10 protein-coding genes and 3 pseudogenes are annotated in these 15,955 nt (G+C 39.7%); 8 read left to right on the forward strand and 5 right to left on the reverse strand.

Annotated elements, in window-relative coordinates:
• The first annotated feature begins 194 nt into the window (after nt 1–194).
• Nucleotides 195–1,601 (forward strand): TrkH family potassium uptake protein, encoded by a 1,407-nt coding sequence (locus PYW32_RS12305; RefSeq protein WP_016173982.1) that lies wholly within the window; start codon nt 195–197, stop codon nt 1,599–1,601.
• 54 nt (nt 1,602–1,655) lie between these two features.
• Here the strand turns inward: PYW32_RS12305 and PYW32_RS12310 are convergent, their stop codons facing one another.
• A complete protein-coding gene (locus tag PYW32_RS12310) occupies nt 1,656–2,030 on the reverse strand; it encodes an MmcQ/YjbR family DNA-binding protein (protein WP_016173981.1) in 375 nt (124 codons plus the stop codon).
• 165 nt (nt 2,031–2,195) lie between these two features.
• Between PYW32_RS12310 and PYW32_RS12315 the strand changes: the two genes are divergently transcribed.
• The 3 genes and pseudogenes from PYW32_RS12315 to PYW32_RS12325 all read left to right on the forward strand — a co-directional run bounded on the left by PYW32_RS12315 (nt 2,196) and on the right by PYW32_RS12325 (nt 5,966).
• Nucleotides 2,196–3,545: a Mur ligase family protein gene (locus PYW32_RS12315; RefSeq protein ID WP_016173980.1), complete on the forward strand. Its 1,350-nt coding sequence runs from the start codon at nt 2,196–2,198 to the stop codon at nt 3,543–3,545.
• Nucleotides 3,538–4,200 (forward strand): type 1 glutamine amidotransferase, encoded by a 663-nt coding sequence (locus PYW32_RS12320; protein WP_016173979.1) that lies wholly within the window; start codon nt 3,538–3,540, stop codon nt 4,198–4,200. The genes PYW32_RS12315 and PYW32_RS12320 overlap by 8 nt, the downstream gene beginning before the upstream one ends.
• 447 nt (nt 4,201–4,647) lie before the next feature.
• Nucleotides 4,648–5,966, forward strand: a pseudogene (locus tag PYW32_RS12325) (IS1380 family transposase).
• Between the two features lie 415 nt (nt 5,967–6,381).
• Here PYW32_RS12325 and PYW32_RS12330 read toward each other — a convergent pair.
• Nucleotides 6,382–6,531, reverse strand: a pseudogene (locus PYW32_RS12330) (family 1 glycosylhydrolase); the annotation flags it as partial.
• A gap of 272 nt (nt 6,532–6,803) precedes the next feature.
• Between PYW32_RS12330 and PYW32_RS12335 the strand changes: the two are divergent.
• Together PYW32_RS12335 and PYW32_RS12340 are read left to right on the forward strand one after the other, a co-directional pair.
• On the forward strand, nt 6,804–7,583 hold the full coding sequence (locus tag PYW32_RS12335) for a DeoR/GlpR family DNA-binding transcription regulator (RefSeq protein ID WP_016173977.1): 780 nt from the start codon (nt 6,804–6,806) through the stop codon (nt 7,581–7,583).
• A 2-nt stretch (nt 7,584–7,585) separates the two neighbouring features.
• Nucleotides 7,586–8,272: an HAD family hydrolase gene (locus PYW32_RS12340; protein ID WP_211210785.1), complete on the forward strand. Its 687-nt coding sequence runs from the start codon at nt 7,586–7,588 to the stop codon at nt 8,270–8,272.
• 278 nt (nt 8,273–8,550) lie between these two features.
• Here PYW32_RS12340 and lacG read toward each other — a convergent pair whose 3' ends face one another.
• Genes lacG through PYW32_RS12355 form a run of 3 tightly spaced genes read right to left on the reverse strand, consistent with a single transcriptional unit; the run spans nt 8,551 to nt 12,008 of the window.
• A complete protein-coding gene (gene lacG, locus PYW32_RS12345) occupies nt 8,551–9,954 on the reverse strand; it encodes a 6-phospho-beta-galactosidase (protein WP_016173975.1) in 1,404 nt (467 codons plus the stop codon).
• 15 nt (nt 9,955–9,969) lie between these two features.
• The gene (locus PYW32_RS12350; protein WP_211210784.1) at nt 9,970–11,685 is read right to left on the reverse strand and encodes a lactose-specific PTS transporter subunit EIIC; all 1,716 of its coding nucleotides are present in this window, start codon (nt 11,683–11,685) and stop codon (nt 9,970–9,972) included.
• 5 nt (nt 11,686–11,690) lie between these two features.
• Entirely contained in the window at nt 11,691–12,008 is a 318-nt protein-coding gene (locus PYW32_RS12355) for a PTS lactose/cellobiose transporter subunit IIA (RefSeq protein WP_016173973.1), read from the reverse strand.
• Between the two features lie 539 nt (nt 12,009–12,547).
• Here PYW32_RS12355 and PYW32_RS12360 point away from each other — a divergent pair.
• Nucleotides 12,548–14,089: pseudogene (locus tag PYW32_RS12360) on the forward strand (IS1182 family transposase); the annotation flags it as partial.
• A 260-nt stretch (nt 14,090–14,349) separates the two neighbouring features.
• Complete coding sequence (locus PYW32_RS12365; RefSeq protein WP_016173971.1) at nt 14,350–15,945, forward strand: alpha-glucoside-specific PTS transporter subunit IIBC; 1,596 nt, start codon at nt 14,350–14,352, stop codon at nt 15,943–15,945.
• Nucleotides 15,946–15,955: the final 10 nt, after the last annotated feature.

Consider the following 15,955-nt stretch of genomic DNA (forward strand, 5'->3'; position numbering starts at 1 on the left):
TGCTCCCCTACTAGTTATTTCGAATATGCCATTATTATAACATAGCTAGCGACTGTTCGTGAAAATTGACGTCTATCTTTTGCGAACAAAGGTTGTTTTATCCTAGTTCTATGGTATATTCTCTGAATATTTGCCATTTTTTGCTCTACTTTTGTTATACTAATGAATAATACTTTTAGATTGGAGATATTCTTATGAACTTTGGGCGTTTTACGCGTCTTACAGTGCGTCGAGGAAAAAACTTTTTCTCAAAAAATATTTCGTCAATTCAACTGATTGTTACCTATTATATTTTAATGACCTTATTTGCGCTTATTTTATTTTACTTGCCGATTTTTCGAAAACCTGATGTTTATGTTTCTTTTATTGATATGTTCTTCATGGCCATCAGCACCATTAGTGTCACAGGATTATCTACTTTTCCAATTGACGAAGTGTTCAACGAACGCGGTGTCATTTTATTAGAAATCCTCTTTCAAATTGGTGGTCTCGGGGTCATGATGATTTCAACTTTTTTCTTCATCGTTTCTCGGCGAAAGATTTCGTTGAAACAACGGCAGTTAATTATGGCCGACATGAATCAGCCTCGTTTGAGCGGGATTGTCCGCATGATTCGTACAACCTTTACCATTATTTTAGTCTGTCAACTTATCGGTGGGACCGTTTTTGGTATTTATTTTAAAACAATGGGATATTATGAACATTGGACCGATGCTATTTTTTATGGACTGTATCAAGCGATTTCTGCCGTAACCAATTCTGGTTTTGATGTCACTGGTGAATCAATTGTACCGTATGCGAATGATACGCTCTTTTTAGTCAGTATTATGTTTTTAATTTTTATTGGCGGAATTGGGTTTCCAGTAATTATGGATTTTCGTGAATGGCTGGTTTATCAAGTGTTCAAAAAGAAACGCCAATTACCTTTTCGTTTTACGCTCTTTACTAAAATCGCCTTTTTAGCTTTTGTCGTGCTATTTATTGGCGGAACCTTAACGATTTTCTTTTTAGAAAAAGACCACCTGTTTAAAAATATGACGGCAGTTGGCCAATGGGTCAATAGTATGTTTTATTCGATGACAACAAGAAATGCCGGGTTACAAATCCATGATTTAAATGAATTCCAAACAACTACGCTTATGATTTTTTCTGTCTTGATGTTTATTGGATGTAGCCCAAGTTCAGTTGGTGGGGGTGTTCGAACAACCACTGTCGCGATTATTGGTTTATATTTGATTTCATTTTTAAAAAGCGAAAGTCATATCAATATCTTTGGTCGTAAAATTGATAATGAGGATGTTCGTAAATCAGTCGTAGTGTTCATGTTGTCCTTGTTAATGTGCTTTGGTTGTGTCATTTTCTTAACAGCAACTGAAGATGTTTCATTGATTGCGATTATTGTTGAAGTGACTTCCGCCTTTGGAACAACTGGTTTATCCCTAGGTATTACCCCAGAACTTTCCGTGATAGGCAAACTGATTATCGCCTTATTGATGTTTATTGGAAGAATTGGTATGCTCTACACATTATTATTATTTATCCCTAAAGAAACAAGAGATTTAGGGTACGAATACCCAACTGAAAAAATTATTATTGGTTAGACAAATCCCCCTTGCTGAGCAAGGGGGATTTCATTTTTCCACCACAGTAATCACCTAGGTAGATTCCTTTTCTAATGCTTTTCGCGTTTTTGCAGGAATTTTTTGCCAAACTAGCTTATATGAAAGCAAGATCATCTGCTCAAGTTCTTCATCACTCAATTCGGTAGTAGTTAAAACAATAGAATTCCAATGTTTTTTATTCATGTGGTAACCTGCTGTAACATCTGAATAGACTTCTCGCCATTCTTCATTTTTTTCTGGCGGACCTTTTAAAGTGAGGATGGTTGATTCATTTGCTTCGGGACTCATCGTACCAAACATTTTTCCAGCTACTTCAAAATAGATGGTACCCCAATCTTCACGATAATAAACTTTTGCAAAAGGCAATTGATTGCCAAATCTTCGGAGACGTTCTTGGCGTTTTTTCATTTTCTCCACTCCTTTTTTATCTTATTATAAGAGAGATCTGTTTTTTCTCGTTAAATTTTTTCTTAATTTTAAAGAAAAAGGGTAGCTGATTAATCTTTTGCCAAAGATATGGTATGATAAGTTGAATTTGTAATGAATATTTCATTTTACGTATGGAGGTTTTTTATGGGAATCCGAAGTTATTTTGCTGCATTTGTCGGCAAGACCTCACAATGGATACTAAAGAATTTTTTTAAGGGAGGATCAAGTCTTCCTGGAAAACTAGCATTATCAATTGATCCGCACATTCTAGATTACCTAGCAAAAGACTATCAAGTTGTAGTGGTTACTGGAACAAACGGCAAAACATTAACGACTGCCTTAACTGTGAATATTTTGCGTCAAGAATTTGATAATGTGTTGACAAATCCAACTGGTGCAAATATGGTGCAAGGAATTGTCTCTACTTTTCTTTCTGCGAAAAAAACAAGTGGGAAAAAATTTGCTGTCCTTGAAATTGATGAAGCCAGTCTAAGTAAAGTTACAGAGTACATCAAACCAGAATTATTTGTTTTTACAAATATTTTCCGCGATCAAATGGATCGTTATGGTGAAATTTATACAACGTATCAACTAATTGTTGATGGTGCAGCTAAATCGCCGAATGCAACCATTTTAACGAATGGTGATTCACCTATCTTCAATTCAATCGATACAGTGAATCCTCGTAAATATTATGGGTTTGACCATGAAGAAGATCATGAGCAAATGGCGCATTACAATACTGATGGAGTGTTGTGTCCAAAATGCCAACATATTTTACACTATAAAATGATTACTTACGCAAATCTTGGCAAATATTACTGTCCAAACTGCGATTTCCATCGTCCAGAATTAGATTATAAATTGACAGAATTAAAAAATATGACGAATACATCGGCTGAGTTTATCATTGATGGCAATGAGTACAAACTAGAAGTTGGTGGCATGTACAATATTTACAACGCACTCGCTGCCACAGCAGTTGCCGAATACTATACAGTGAGTCCGGAAAAAATTCGTGCTGGTTTAGGCTATGATGAAAAAGTCTTTGGTCGTCAAGAAGTCATTGAAATTGATGGCAAACAATGTACGTTAGTCTTAGTTAAAAATCCCGTGGGACTCAATCAAGTCATTGATATGATTGGACTATCTCCTTATCAATTTTCATTGGTTTGCTTGTTAAATGCCAACTATGCAGATGGGATTGATGTGAGCTGGATTTGGGATGGTAATCATGAGTCATTTGCTGAAATGGACATTCCACAAGTCATTGCAGGTGGCGATCGTCATAAAGATATGGCATTACGCTTAAAAGTCGCTGGCATTGATGAAAACAAAATTACCGAAACACAAAATCTTGATGAAGTCATCGATAACATCAAAGATTTACCAACAGAGCATGTCTACATCCTAGCAACCTATACTGCTGTTTTACAATTACGTAAGAAGTTAGCAGATAAAGGTTACATGGAAGGAGGAATGTCACGTGGCTAAACGACAATTACGACTAGCCCATCTTTATGGGAATCTGTTAAACACTTATGGCGATAATGGCAACATTTTGATGTTAAATTACGTTGCCCAAAAAATGGATATTGCGTTGGAGATTGAAATTGTCAGTATCCACGAGCCTTTCGATCCAACACGCTATGATTTGATTTTCTTTGGCGGTGGACAAGACTATGAACAAGTTATTGTCTCAAAAGATATCCAATCAAAAAAAGAAAGCTTAACTGAATTTATCGAAAATGACGGTGTAATTTTAGCCATTTGTGGTGGTTATCAACTATTAGGGCACTACTACATCGGTGCTGATGGTGAAAAAATCCATGGTATTGGCGCATTAGATCACTATACTCTAAGCCAAGACAACAATCGTTTTATCGGGGATGTTAAAATCTACAATGAAGAATTTGACGAAACTTACGAAGGCTTTGAAAACCATAATGGCCGTACTTTCTTAGGAAAAGGCGAACGACCACTTGGAAAAGTAGTCGAAGGTTTTGGAAACAATGGTGAAGACCAAACAGAAGGCGCCATTTATCGCAATGTATTCTGTTCATATTTCCATGGTCCAATTTTGGCTCGTAACGAAGTATTAGCAAAGCGTTTAATTGATTTAGCATACAACCGTAAATATCAAGCATAATTTGCAAACGAGACTTATAAAGGAGTCTCGTTTCAGACTGTAGACAAAGTCCATATTAGGGATGCAATCTACAGTCTTTTCTTTTACATTACTAATTGAAAACGAATACATTTGATATATAAGGAACGCTCTCTTTGATTGCCCCTATGTAAACGAATGGTTTCTAGTGTAAATAGAAAAAATATGGGATAGTTAATTCATAAAAAAAGAAGGGGGAATATTAATGCCATCTGTAGCTATGGGAGCTATACTCATTCCTTCTACACTTGCTTTTGCTTAAGAAACTTCTATTGACCTGAATTATTCATAGATTTTCAGAAAACACCTTGAAACGTTAGTCTGCCAATATATTTTGTCTTTCCAGTTTACACCCAAAAGGTGTGAAAAAAGAACCCCTTTCTGTTATGGTTAATGTACCACCAACAACCATAGAAAGGAGTTTTCTCAATGGCAACTTTACACGAAAACACTCTAAAATTCAATGCAAAAATGACCGTTACAATACTGGAGGTAATCTTTCCACCGATGCAGGCTTAGTTCTGGTGAAGGAATTCCTCCACTCCATCGGCTTTGAACAGCTAATGGAAGGGACGCTTGATTTTCAGGATGACCGTCTTGCACCTACCCATTTGAATGAATCGATTCTTGAACAACTGATCTTTCAATTAACTGCAGGCTATGATACCGATTCCTCTGCCAACATCTTACGTCATGATCCTTTCTTCCAGCAGATGCTTGAAAAAAGTGCATTGGCTTCACAACCCACAATATCGCGTTTCTGGGATCGAATCAGTGAAAGCCCTAATGCGCTTATGCAACTCCAAGCCCTCAACCAAGCGATGCTGGATAAGGTACGCATACAACGCAATACAACAGAAATGGTGTTGGATTTGGATTCAACCTATTGTGACACCTACGGCGACCAAGAGGAAACGGCCTTCAACACCCATTACCAAACAACCGGTTATCATCCTCTCGTGGCATTCGACGGGCTCACCAAGGACTTTCTCAAGGCGGAACTGCGTTCCGGAAATACATACTGCTCAACCGGAGTAGCCAATTTTTTGAATCCCCTTCTTGAGCACTATAATCAGACGGTTCCGATTAGCGCAATCCTTGTTCGCGCTGATAGTGGCTTTGCAGCGCCGGAACTGTATGACCTCTGTGAAGAAAAAGAGCATCAGTACGTCATTCGACTCAAGCGAAATCGCCGCTTATTCAAAATGGCAGAGGAGTTTGTTCAAGTTGGGGATGAGACCGAATGGAGTAAGCGGGAAGAACATTTCTACTCGATCCGCTATCAAGCCGGCACTTGGAAGCATGACCGTAGGGTTTGTATTCGTTCCGTCAGGGAAGCGGATGAGCTGGTTTTCAATCACGAATTCATCATCACCAATCTATCCGATGCTACCTCGGCTGAACGCGTCTACCAAACGTATTGGAAGAGAGGTACGATGGAGAACTTCATCAAGGAAGCGAAAAATGGTTTTTTCTTCGACAAGACCGACAGTTCTCATTTCTTGGAGAATGCCGTTCGCATGATGGTCAGCGTGCTTTCCTACAATATCAACAATTTTATGCGTACGCTAACGTTCCCCGAAAAGGCCAAAGGTCTGCAGATACAGAGTATCCGTCTTCGGTTTTTCAAGATTGCAGGGAAACTGATTCACACCGGGAGACGGATGATACTGAAACTCAGCACCCATCATGTGTACCAAGAAGAATTTTTTCACATTCTGCGAGAAATTCAATCCTTGTCCTGGTGAATTCCCCTATTTAAAAAAATCTCGTTCGGACAAAGGGGTTACTCTGCCTAAAAACACGATAACCATAGCATACCGTGCCAATTATCACCTTTAAGGAGCTACTCGAGATAGAAAAAACTTCAAAATCACAAAAAATCCACCATCAAAACCTAAATAGAATGGTTCATGCCAACTTTTTGGGTAGTATGAATAATTCAGGATTCATTATATCACTGTACCCAGGGAACTTATTATTTCATTTTCATTACAAGCGCTTACGAAAGATATGAGAGAGCCGTTTCACTGATTCATCGACGGAGCACCTGATGCTGTGCTCCGGTGAACGACAGCTTCGCCGGAGGTGAGTGCCGCTTTTCGGTATCCTCCTCCGACTAACATCGCCTCGCCGGAGGTGGCGACCCATTTTATTTCCGACGACAAAGGCATCCATCGTATCGCGGTTCAGGAAATTGCCTTGGTCGAAGAGTCGTTTCGGCGTATCGAAATGATGCAGCGTCACGAAAGGAAGCACGCCTTCTTTTTCGCATTCCGCAAAGACTTTATGGTAGAAGTCCACACCCTCTTGATATGCAGCAGTGGCCCCACCAAAAATAAGATCTTCAGGTGATCGAAACAGCTACCTCTCCCCTATCCATGTTCATTAATGATTGTTTGTGTTACTTTACGTATTTTCGGAAACCGCATCCAAACGATTAAAAAGCAATTAATTGCATTAAAAAACATATTTTTGTTCGAACCCCACTACTTTGTTGAATTTTTGTTTATTTTTGTTCGTTTTAAGTTGACCAAACTGTGAAATTGTGCTAAATTATGGATAATATAAAGAGGTGAATGAAAATGTTAAAAAAAGAACGCCTGTTGATACTCACTGAAATCGTCAACCAGGAAGGCATCATCACCGTAGCCGATATCGTCAAGCAACTGAATGTTTCCGACATGACCGTGCGCAGGGATCTGGACGAACTCGATAAGGCCGGAAAAATCCTGCGCATCCACGGCGGAGCACAAAGCATCAGCTACGCATTGGACCAGGAGCTTTCGCATACGGAAAAACAAGAAGTCCAAAAAGAAGAAAAGAAAGCGATTGCCAAGTTGGCGGCAAGCTACGTCGAGGATGGGGACACCATTTTCCTCGGGCCGGGAACGACGATCGAAATACTGGCTAGCTATCTCGGCGGCAAAAAAATCCGCATCATCACAAACAGCTATCCGGTTTTCGAAAATCTGCGCCAATACGACACCGCGGATATCATTATGATTGGCGGCGATTACCGGAAAAATACAGGTGCTTTCTTCGGCCCGATCGCGAACGACAACCTGAAAAAGTTGAAGTTTTCCAAATGCTTCATCAGCGCCAACGGCATCCACAATGAAGCGATCTCTACCTATAGCATGGCGGAAGGCGAAACCCAGAACATCGCCCTGAACAACTCCCGCACAAAATACTTGCTTGCGGACAACAAGAAATTCAACCGGGACGATTTCTACAATTTCTACAACCTGCACGACATCGATCACTTGGTCACCGATGACCATATCAGCGCGGATTTGGTCACGCATTACTCGCAGTACGTCACCCTTACCCAAGCCCAAACAGAAGAAGGAGCTAACTTATGAAACTGAACGGCATCATTTTTGACTTCAACGGTACAATGTTCCAGGATTCGCATCTGCACGAACAGGCCTGGATCGACATGATCCAAAAGTACAGTCCAGGCAACGGGCTTACAGAAACAGAGATTCTGACAAACGTACACGGCCGCACGAACGACAAAATCCTGCGTCATTTTGTTTCCTCTGAACTGACGGACGAGGAAGTGCAGAAACTTTCTTTGGAGAAGGAAGAACATTACCGCAAACTCTGCCTGAACAAACCGGAACAACTCGTGTTGACGGACGGCTTGATCGAAGTGCTGGACGATCTGAAGGAGCGCAAGTTGCCGCTGACGATTGCCACCGCGACCATCAAAGAAAATGTCGACTTCTATTTCGACACCTTCGCGCTTGATCGTTGGTTCGATCCGGACAAAGTCGTCTTCGATGACGGTTCCTTCCCCGGAAAACCGGAGCCGGATATTTTCCTGCATGCCGCCAGAAAACTCGGGGTCCCCCCCGAAGAATGTCTGGTCATCGAGGACGCCTATTCCGGACTCCGCGCGGCCAACACCGCGAACATCGGTATGATCATCGCAATCGACCCGTTCTTCAAGAACCGGGAAACCTTCCAGAAGGAAAATCTCTGCAAGGATGGCGTCATCACAGACTTCCATGGCTTCACGCAACGCCTTTTCGCGGAGCAAGCCTAAAAATAAAGAGAACGCACAATCGGCCAACCGATTGTGCGTTCTCTTTTTGTGGAGTTGCGGGGTTGCTCAAGGTTACCGAATCACCGGGAGCTGTGCTCCGGTGAAAGACGGCTTCCGCGATTGAAGCAATATATCGGTCCGCAGCGATTGGCTCGCTGGCGTTTGTAGGTGATCCCATTACCACTGTGAAACCAAAATAAAAACTGTGGAACATGTGCTATCATCACATTCCACAGCTGAATAATTTTATACTTTCCTGCTCCATAAGAATAAACCTGCTATTCGATTATCTGAGTTTCTGCCAACTTTTTGTACCAGTAAGCACTTTTCTTCGGATAACGTTCCTGCGTTTCAAAATCCACGTAGAATAATCCGTAGCGTTTCTCATAGCCATTTGACCATGAAAAGACATCCATCAATGACCATATGAAATAACCTTTCACGTTCACACCTGCTGTTATTGCATCTGAAATGATCTCTAAATGCTTTTTAACATAATCGATACGTGCATCATCCTTGACTGTACCATCTACAAATTCATCTTTATAGCCTAAGCCATTTTCAGTAATATAGATTTTTTTATAATTAGGATAATCATTTTTGACCCGCATCATTTGATCATATAAGCCTTGTGGATAGATCATCCAATCCCAATCAGTTCGTGGAACATCTACGTCAAACTCTCTTCTTCCGACACCTTTCAGCTGATATTTAGATCCGCCTTTAGCCCCGGTTGAATTATGCGTAATTTCTGATTCACCATCAAACGCACGCATCCAATCGCTCATGTAATAATTAATGCCCAGAAAGTCATTTAAATCCTTAGCTGATTCAAGAATTTCAAAATCTTCTTCACGAAGATCCAAATTGCCACCATTTATGGAGAGAATATGATTAACACCCTCCATCGTTTTTTGAGAGTACCTCCCCAAGTAAGTGGCATCCAGAATAAATTTGTTATGAATGATGTCTTCCAATTCTGCTGCTCGCACGTCACCTGGATTAGATGGATCATAAGGATACTTTGTTGGGAGCGCATGAACGACACCTATTTCTCCTGAATATCCATTATCCTTATAGACCCTAACAGCTCTTGCATGTGCAAGCATCATGTTGTGATGAGATTGGAATAATTTTTCAAAATCATACTTAATCCCTGGTGGGAATTTACCGACTAAGTACTGACCATCACCTATCGGGCCTATTTCATTGAACGTAGTCCAATAGTTAACCTCTGAAAATTCTTTAAAACAGTACGCAGCGTAATCTACAAAATGGTCAATGTTTTTACGATTTAAGAAGTCTCCATCTGAATGCAACACTTCAGGAGTATCAAAATGATGCAGCGTGACAAAAGGCTCCACATGACGTTTATGGCATTCTGAAAAGAGCTTATGATAGTATGCAACGCCTTTAGGATTTACTTCACCAAAACCAGTCGGAAAAATGCGTGACCATGCAATGGAAATGCGAATGCCGTTTACACCGAATTTTTCACTAAGCTCCAGGTCCACAGGATAACGATGATAAAAATCACTGGCTGGCTCTGCTGTATACCAATAGTTTTCTTCAAGATAAGTATCCCAAGCTACACGGCCTTTGCCATCTGTTTGCGTCGCCCCTTCAGCTTGATAGGCTGCTGTTGCGCCCCCGAAAATAAAATCTTTTGGTAGATTTTTCATAGTATATTCTCCTATCTAGTCTTCAAATTGTTCCTGAACAAATGCAAGAGCTCCTTGGCCATCACGGGTCAATTTAATGTATTGACCTCCTTGCGTTTTAGCAAGTTTAACGCCCAATCTATCAGTATCCTGTTTGATATCTTCGTAATTCGAAGCTACTTGAGGTGCCAGGATGACTAAATCATAGTCTTTCATGATATCCATGTGCGCCCCATAGCTACCTGCTGCTGCTTTTACAGGAGCCCCATATTCAGCCGCAGCTTTATTTAAAGCATTAGCAAGAAGGCCACTTGTTCCACCGCCGGCACAAAGGACAAGAACATTTTTAGCTTCTATTATTTTATTTTCAAAAACTTTCGGATCATTCTCGTTCGCATCAACACTTGCAAGGACCGCTTTGGCTTTTTTAGTATCAAAGCTGCCTTCAACTTTTTCTTTCAAACTATCCGTAGATGATACTCCAGCTTTTTCTTCTTCAAGAATTTGTGCATCGTAGACTTTAAAGAATGGGTAGTAAATCACTACGTCCACTACAATCAATGTAAGAGCAAGAACAAGTGACATCAGCCCGAATCCTGTTCCGATAACGATCCCTAAAGGACCTGGTGTTGTCCAAGGCAAATTCACGCTAAAGCTGTTCATCCCAAGAACATCAACGAAGAATTTGAAAATCCAGACGTTGGCAATCGGTGCAAAAATAAAAGGCACAAAAAATACTGGATTTAAAACGATAGGTGCTCCAAATAAGATGGGTTCATTAACCCCAAAGAAAGTTGGTACAACTGACGCTCTGCCGATCGCCTTATTCCGTTTTGATTTTGATAACCACATGAACATGAATGGAACAACTAGCGTTGCACCGGTACCACCCATTGTAACGACAAACATCTGGGTTCCGGACGTCAGAATCTTATCGGCATGCTGTCCAGCCTGTAAAAGTTGGAAATTAGTTTCAATATTCGCATACGTAATCGCTGCAATAGCAGGTTCAACGATAGACGGTCCGTGTATACCAACAAACCAGAACAGTGCATATGCACCAAATATGATTGTAATGCCCAAGTAACCATCAGCCGCTGTGAACAGGGGCTCGAATAACTTAATGATAGACTCAGCCACATTCGTGCCCATAATGTTCCTGGTCACTATATCCAAACCATAAAGAACGACTATCACTAAGGTAAAAGGAATGATATCTTTAAATACTTGTGAAATGTTTGGTGGTACTTCTTCCGGCATCCTGATTGTCACATTATTTTTCACAGTGATATTATAGATGTTCACAGTAATGAACGCTGCAAGAAACGCTGTCAATAGTCCTTTTGTTCCTAAGAATCCGTTTGCAAATCCACCGCCCTCAACTGCATCCGCAGCAAGGAGTAAGAAACCGGATATGGAAGCCAACATAGTGGAAAGGAAATTAATTTGATTGGTGTTTTCCAGCTTTCTGTTAAAGGAATCCGTTAAAGATTTTGCTGTTGTGCCGGCAACCAAAACTCCTAAGATCCCCATTGTATATCCGTATGGTTTCATAATCAAAGCTTCAGTCGATGCACTCCATGAGAAACCGAAGATATTAGGAACATATGCAATCAATAAGAAAATACTTGAAAACAGAACAACAGGCATCGCTGAGATAAAGCCATCACGTATTGCGCGTAGATAGATATTACGGGACACTTTCTCAAAGAAAGGTTTAGCTTTTTCAATTTGTGCAATCAATGCATTCATCATAATTAGTTACTCCCTCTTTTATACAATTCAATCATATGTTTCATCAAATCCCTAAGCAGCAATGTTGTCATCAAGTGATCCTGTCCATGCATCATCGTAACGCTGTACGCAATATCATCACCTGAAGCTTCCATAGTAAGCAAACTTGTCTGAGCTTTATGAGCTTCTTTGATGCTGGTATTTGCTTCTTCACATAATGCTTCGGCTTTATCATAATCACCTTTTTCCGCTGCTTTTAAAGCATCCAAAAGGTACGATCGCGCTTCACCTGCATAGGCAACAATTTCAAACCCTAATAAAGTAGCTTCTTCCCTGTTCATTTTCATTTCCTCCAATTTTTTCAGATATTTTCTTTCCAAGATGTTGCTGTCGTTCCAAGAACTTTGCTTAGTGTCTCGATAGTATTAAAGCCCGTCTTACGCTACCATTTACGTGCAGCTTGCTCACCTTCTTGGATTTGTAATGATTGATTTCAATTCCTTACCCGCTAAATCCGTCCCCAGTACAATAGCCATATTAATTTCTCCTTACTAAAAATATTTTAATGATCTTACGAAGACAGTCTGGAAAATCACAATTCATTTTCCCGGAAGCGTTTTTATTTCCTTATGCCCTCATTATAAACAGAACCAAACACAAAATCAATCTTTTTGTTCGTTTTTTTGTTTTATTTTTTTGTTTTTTTAAAATAATTGTTTTTTTTTGTTTTTTAGTATAGTGAAACAGCTTTTTTATTGTGTCTTATTATTTTGGGTCAGTTCAGAAAAACTGTTCATTTCATGCGCTTTTTTAGTTAAAATAAAAGAAGCACAGATTGCACCCTGTGCTTCAAACATTTAATCCTGAAAGGACTAAAAATATGCATACCTATTATAACATGGATCAACTCACTTTGGACTTATCAACTTCATTTTCTCCCAAAGAAAATCATGTCGCTGTTTTCATCAACGAATTAGTTGAATCTCTTCAAATCAATGAGCCGTATCTTTTTGGACGCCCTAGAGAATATGACCTAGGTGCGATGATGAAGCTGGTTCTGTTTGCCTATACGAGAGAAACCTTCACCAGTCGCAAGATTGAGCGCTTGGCTGAAGAAAATTTATATGCCCGTTGGTTGACCCAAGAACGTGTCCCTTCTTATCGAACGATTGCCCGTTTCTGCGTGTCCAATGATGTGCAGGAACTGACGAATAAAGGATTAACACATCTGACCGAGTATCTTCGCGCGCGCAATCTGATTGATGATGCGTTGTTTATCGATGGCACGAAAATTCTAGCCGATGCCAATAAATATAGCTTTGTCTGGAAGAAAAACACGATCCGTTTTGATCAGATGAATCGTGAAAAACTCCTTTTATTGATGACGGAATTAAAAGAAGCGTATGCAGTAAAAGAGATTCCCGAAGGGACTTCCCTTACACTAGACATGGTAGATGAGCTGTTGACACGAATGGAACTGAGATTGGAAGAAATTGAAAAAGAAGTCCAGTCAACGAAACGAATTTCACCTAATCCTGCAAAAAAACAGCGCAGAACGCTAAAAAGTCAAGTACGCAAATTAACTGTAAAACGAGAGAAGCTGATTGAACACCAAGATCAGTTTTCTATTTATGGTGCCAGAAATAGTTACTCAAAGACCGATCATGACGCTACTTTCATGCGCGTGAAAGAAGATCATATGATGAATGGTCAATTAAAGCCAGCCTACAATTTACAAATCGCTACTTGTAATCAATTTGTTTTAGGATATGATGTTTTTCAAAACCCAACTGACACTAGAACCTTACAACCATTACTTGAAAAAATGAATGTGACTAACCAATCACATCGATATATTGTCGCAGACGCAGGGTATGGCTCTGAAAGTAATTATCGATATCTAGAAGATGAACTCCCTCAACATACCGCGCTTATTCCCTACGGGACTTTTTTAAAAGAGAAAAGTAAAAAGTGGAAAACCGATGAGCAAAAAATAATGAACTGGACTTACAGTGAACAGGAAGATTACTATATCGATCCTAAAGGTGTGCGATTTAATTTTCATGTCTATCGCAAAAGAACCGATAAAGATGGATTTATTCGAGATTTTAAAGAATATCAAGCAGAAAAAATCGATCTAAATCAAGAAGTGATTCCCGCAGCTTTAACACCGAAGGGGTATATTAGAAAAATTACTGTAAACCCTGCTTGGGAATATCATAAAGCCAAACAAAATGAGCTTCTTTCTACCCCTGAAACCGGAAAGGTTTATAGTCGCAGGAAGATCGATGTAGAAACAGTCTTCGGATTTATGAAGGCTTGTTTAGGCTTCACTCGATTCACAGTTCGAGGGTTAGATAATGTAAGAAAGCAATCAGGGTTATTGATTACGGCAATCAATATGATGAAACTGGCAAAAATAAGTAATTAAACCAACCAATTATACTAAAAAAACAAAATGCACGCGAAAATAAAAATATTTTCGCGTGCATTTTGTTTTTATCGAGGACGTAACTAACTAACTTATGTCACAGCCCCTTTTTTGTGGGAATTTTCCCGCCGTCTGATACCTAGTACCAGCTTCTACTCTTTTGTCCCATAAGTAACTCCATCTATTGTAAACGCTCACAATTTAACTTAAAGTAATCACGTAAGTTATTTTAGAAGGGAGTTTTCTCAATTATGATGGAAAAAGTTCAGCGCTTTGGTGGCGCAATGTTTACACCAGTTCTACTTTTCTCATTTTCGGGTTTAATGGTTTCATTAGCAATTATTTGTAAAAATCCGATGTTAGTAGGAAGTATCGCAACTGAAGGAACCGCATGGTACGGAGTTTGGTCAATTATCGAAGACGGTGCATGGACAGTCTTTAATCAAATGGAATTATTATTTGTTATTGGATTGCCAATTGGTTTAGCAAAAAAAGCCAATGCTCGTGCAGTCATGGAAGCCTTTGTCGTCTACTTGACTTTCCAATACTTCGTTGGTGGCATGTTAAAAAACTTCAGTAATTTCTTTGGTGTTGATTACGCAATGGATGCTGGTGGTACAAGTGGTTTGAAATTAATTGCAAATATCAAAACACTAGATACAGGGATTGTTGGTGCAATTGTTATCTCTGCAATTGTTGTTTGGATTCACAATCGTTATTTCGATACAAAATTACCTGACTGGTTAGGTATTTTCCAAGGTTCATCATTTGTTGTTATTATCGGTTTCTTCTTAATGTTACCAATCGCTTTCCTTGTAGCGCTTGTATGGCCAAAAATTCAAGGTGGCATTAACTCTATGCAAGGTTTCTTAGCAAGTTCAGGCGTACTCGGGGTTTGGATATATACTTTCCTAGAACGGATTTTAATTCCAACTGGGTTACATCACTTTATCTATTCTCCATTTGTCTTTGGTCCAGCCGTAACACCAGATGGTATTACACGTGCTTGGATGGCAAACTTAAATGACTTTGCAGCATCTACAAAACCATTGAAACAATTGTTCCCAGAAGGTGGTTTTGCTATGCATGGAAATTCTAAAATGTTTGGTTCTATCGGGATTGCTTCTGCTTTTTATCTTACTGCAAAACCAGAAAACAAAAAGAAAGTTATTTCTATTTTAATTCCTGTAACATTGACTGCTTTCTTAGCAGGTATCACTGAGCCGTTAGAGTTCACTTTCTTATTCATCTCTCCTCCATTGTTTGCGATCCATGCTGTCTTAGCCGCTTCCATGACAGCAACAATGTACGCATTTGGTGTTTCTGGAGACATGGGTGGTGGTTTCCTAGATTTATTGGCGAAAAACTGGATTCCAATGTTTGCTAACCATAAAACAGAAATCTTCACACAATTAGCGATTGGTTTAGCATTTACTGTTTTATATATCTTAATTTTCCGTTTCTTAATTCTAAAATGGGATTTACCAACACCAGGACGTGAAGCTGTTTCAGATGATATTAAACTATTTACGAAAAAAGATTACAAAGCGAAAAAAGCTGGAGGCGCTAGTGATGCTGGTGAACCAGAAGGCAACCGTTACCGCGAATCGGCAGCTACTTATTTAGAAGCCTTTGGTGGTGCCGATAATATCGAAAAAGTAAATAACTGTGCCACTCGTTTACGTATTACGGTAAATGACCCTGCAATTGTAGCAGCGGATGATGCCTTCCGTGCTGGTGGTGCACATGGTGTGGTGCGTAACGGAAAAGCGTTCCAAGTAATCGTAGGACTAGATGTTCCGCAAGTACGTGAACAATTCGAACAATTATTAGACATTAAAGATTAAGGAGTGTTTT

This window comes from Enterococcus saccharolyticus subsp. saccharolyticus (assembly GCF_029023825.1).
Lineage (GTDB): Bacteria > Bacillota > Bacilli > Lactobacillales > Enterococcaceae > Enterococcus_F > Enterococcus_F saccharolyticus.

Excerpts from the sequence above, each read along its gene's own strand:
- PYW32_RS12305 (WP_016173982.1), top strand. The coding sequence starts at position 195 with ATGAACTTTGGGCGTTTTACGCGTCTTACAGTGCGTCGAGGAAAAAAC.
- PYW32_RS12315 (WP_016173980.1), top strand. The coding sequence starts at position 2,196 with ATGGGAATCCGAAGTTATTTTGCTGCATTTGTCGGCAAGACCTCACAA.
- PYW32_RS12365 (WP_016173971.1), top strand. The coding sequence starts at position 14,350 with ATGATGGAAAAAGTTCAGCGCTTTGGTGGCGCAATGTTTACACCAGTT.
- PYW32_RS12350 (WP_211210784.1), bottom strand. The coding sequence starts at position 11,685 with ATGAATGCATTGATTGCACAAATTGAAAAAGCTAAACCTTTCTTTGAG.
- lacG (WP_016173975.1), bottom strand. The coding sequence starts at position 9,954 with ATGAAAAATCTACCAAAAGATTTTATTTTCGGGGGCGCAACAGCAGCC.
- PYW32_RS12310 (WP_016173981.1), bottom strand. The coding sequence starts at position 2,030 with ATGAAAAAACGCCAAGAACGTCTCCGAAGATTTGGCAATCAATTGCCT.
- PYW32_RS12335 (WP_016173977.1), top strand. The coding sequence starts at position 6,804 with ATGTTAAAAAAAGAACGCCTGTTGATACTCACTGAAATCGTCAACCAG.
- PYW32_RS12355 (WP_016173973.1), bottom strand. The coding sequence starts at position 12,008 with ATGAACAGGGAAGAAGCTACTTTATTAGGGTTTGAAATTGTTGCCTAT.